Source organism: Gordonia polyisoprenivorans NBRC 16320 = JCM 10675, from assembly GCF_000241325.1.
In the GTDB taxonomy this organism is placed as follows: Bacteria; Actinomycetota; Actinomycetes; order Mycobacteriales; family Mycobacteriaceae; genus Gordonia; species Gordonia polyisoprenivorans.
Window position 1 is genome coordinate 1 of sequence record NZ_BAEI01000105.1, and the last position, 3,379, is coordinate 3,379.

A 3,379-nucleotide genomic window follows, 5' to 3' on the forward strand; every position below is an offset into this window, starting at 1 on the left:
AGGTGTTGTTGTAAGTGTTTGAGGGCGTTCGGTGGATGCCTTGGCACCAGGGGCCGATGAAGGACGTGGTAGGCCGCGATAGTCCTCGGGGAGTTGTCAAACGAGCTGTGATCCGAGGGTGTCCGAATGGGGAAACCCAGCACGAGTGATGTCGTGTTACCACCAGCTGAATGTATAGGCTGTGTGGGGGGAACGTGGGGAAGTGAAACATCTCAGTACCCATAGGAAGAGAAAACAATTGTGATTCCGTGAGTAGTGGCGAGCGAAAGCGGAGGATGGCTAAACCATGCGCATGTGATACCGGGTAGGGGTTGTGTGTGTGGTGTTGTGGGGTCTGTCTTCCTCGATCTACCTGTCGGGGCGTGAGTGAGAAAGCTGCATGCTAGGTGAAGTGGCCTGGAATGGTCTGCCGTAGGCGGTGAGAGTCCGGTAGCTGAAAGCGTGTGGTCTTGCGTGATGGTGTCCCCAAGTAGCAGCGGGCTCGTGGAATCTGCTGTGAATCTGCCGGGACCACCCGGTAAGCCTGAATACTTCCTGGTGACCGATAGCGGACTAGTACCGTGAGGGAAAGGTGAAAAGTACCCCGGGAGGGGAGTGAAAGAGTACCTGAAACCGGACGCTTACAATCCGTCAAAGCCTTTGAGTCGTTTGGTCGGCTGGGGGTGATGGCGTGCCTTTTGAAGAATGAGCCTGCGAGTTAGTGCTCGGTGGCGAGGTTAACCCGTGTGGGGTAGCCGTAGCGAAAGCGAGTCTGAATAGGGCGTGTTGAGTCGCCGGGTCTAGACCCGAAGCGGAGTGATCTACCCATGGCCAGGGTGAAGCGCGGGTAAGACCGCGTGGAGGCCCGAACCCACTTCAGTTGAAAATGGAGGGGATGAGTTGTGGGTAGGGGTGAAAGGCCAATCAAACTCCGTGATAGCTGGTTCTCCCCGAAATGCATTTAGGTGCAGCGTGGTGTGTTTCTTGCCGGAGGTAGAGCTACTGGATGGCCGATGGGCCCTACCTGGTTACTGACGTCAGCCAAACTCCGAATGCCGGTAAGTGAGAGCACTGCAGTGAGACTGCGGGCGATAAGGTTCGTAGTCGAGAGGGAAACAGCCCAGATCGCCGGCTAAGGCCCCTAAGCGTGTACTAAGTGGAAAAGGATGTGGGGTCGCGAAGACAACCAGGAGGTTGGCTTAGAAGCAGCCACCCTTGAAAGAGTGCGTAATAGCTCACTGGTCAAGTGATCCTGCGCCGACAATGTAGCGGGGCTCAAGTACACCGCCGAAGCCGCGGCACTCACACAATGATCTGGCTTCCTTCTGCGGAGGGTGGTCTAGGTGTGTGGGTGGGTAGGGGAGCGTCCTGCATCCGTGGAAGCGCCGGAGTGATCTAGGTGTGGAGGGTGTGGGAGTGAGAATGCAGGCATGAGTAGCGAAAGCAGAGTGAGAAACTCTGCCGCCGGATGACCAAGGGTTCCTGGGCCAGGCTAATCCGCCCAGGGTGAGTCGGGACCTAAGGCGAGGCCGACAGGCGTAGTCGATGGACAACGGGTTGATATTCCCGTACCCGTGTATCCGCGCCCATGCTGAATCATCTGTACTAACCATCCAAATCCCAATGGACTGCCTTCGGGTAGCCGGCGGGGGCTGCATGGGACCTCGGGTGGTAGTAGGCAAGCGATGGGGTGACGCAGGAAGGTAGTGGGGCCAGGCGATGGTTGTCCTGGTGTAAGCCTGTAGGACGAGGCATTGGTAAATCCGTGCTTCAGGTGTCTGAGAGGTGATGCGTAACCGTTGTGGTGAATTCCATGATCCTATGCTGCCGAGAAAAGCCTCTAGTGAGTTGGTACACGGCCCGTACCCCAAACCAACACAGGTGGTCAGGTAGAGAATACTAAGGCGATCGAGAGAACTGTGGTTAAGGAACTCGGCAAAATGCCCCCGTAACTTCGGGAGAAGGGGGACCCATTCTGGTGACGACATTGACTGTTTGAGCTGGTGTGGGTCGCAGAGACCAGAGAGAAGCGACTGTTTACTAAAAACACAGGTCCGTGCGAAGTCGTAAGACGATGTATACGGACTGACGCCTGCCCGGTGCTGGAAGGTTAAGAGGACCGGTTAATGCCCTTCGGGGTGTGAAGCTGAGAATTTAAGCCCCAGTAAACGGCGGTGGTAACTATAACCATCCTAAGGTAGCGAAATTCCTTGTCGGGTAAGTTCCGACCTGCACGAATGGCGTAACGACTTCTCTGCTGTCTCAACCACAGACTCGGCGAAATTGCAGTACGAGTAAAGATGCTCGTTACGCGCGGCAGGACGAAAAGACCCCGGGACCTTCACTATAGCTTGGTATTGGTGTTCGGTTCGGTTTGTGTAGGATAGGTGGGAGACTGTGAAGTGGCCACGCCAGTGGTTGTGGAGTCGTTGTTGAAATACCACTCTGATCGTATTGGACTTCTAACCTCGGACCCTGATCGGGTTCAGGGACAGTGCCTGGTGGGTAGTTTAACTGGGGCGGTTGCCTCCTAAAAGGTAACGGAGGCGCCCAAAGGTTCCCTCAGCCTGGTTGGCAATCAGGTGGTGAGTGTAAGTGCACAAGGGAGCTTGACTGTGAGACGTACATGTCGAGCAGGGACGAAAGTCGGGACTAGTGATCCGGCACCAACGTGTGGAAGTGGTGTCGCTCAACGGATAAAAGGTACCCCGGGGATAACAGGCTGATCTTCCCCAAGAGTCCATATCGACGGGATGGTTTGGCACCTCGATGTCGGCTCGTCGCATCCTGGGGCTGGAGTAGGTCCCAAGGGTTGGGCTGTTCGCCCATTAAAGCGGCACGCGAGCTGGGTTTAGAACGTCGTGAGACAGTTCGGTCTCTATCCGCCGCGCGCGTTAGAAACTTGAGGAAACCTGTCCCTAGTACGAGAGGACCGGGACGGACGAACCTCTGGTGTGCCAGTTGTTCCGCCAGGAGCATTGCTGGTTGGCTACGTTCGGAAGGGATAACCGCTGAAAGCATCTAAGCGGGAAGCCTGTTCCAAGATGAGGTTTCTCACCACCATTGAGTGGTTAAGGCCCCCCACAGACCATGGGGTTGATAGGCCAGAACTGGAAGCCCAGTAATGGGTGTAGGTGACTGGTACTAATCGGCCGAGGACTTACAACAACATCCTTATTCTTTTATATTCTCAAAGAATAAAAGATGTGTCGCATCCACTATGCACTTCTGAAACAACACCAGGAGATAAACAAACTCGTCTGGTGCGAGTTTCAGAGAGTTTCGGCGGCTATAGCGGTGGGGAAACGCCCGGTCCCATTCCGAACCCGGAAGCTAAGCCCACCAGCGCCAATGGTACTGCACCCTAATCAGTGTGGGAGAGTAGGACACCGCCGAACAC

Annotated in this window: 2 rRNA genes; both read left to right on the forward strand. The window is 55.5% G+C overall.

Features of this window, described 5'->3' with window-relative positions:
• Window positions 1–8: 8 nt before the first annotated feature.
• Window positions 9–3,147 (forward strand): 23S ribosomal RNA (locus GOPIP_RS27935).
• Between the two features lie 113 nt (window positions 3,148–3,260).
• Window positions 3,261–3,377: ribosomal RNA gene (rrf, locus tag GOPIP_RS27940) — 5S ribosomal RNA — on the forward strand.
• Window positions 3,378–3,379: the final 2 nt, after the last annotated feature.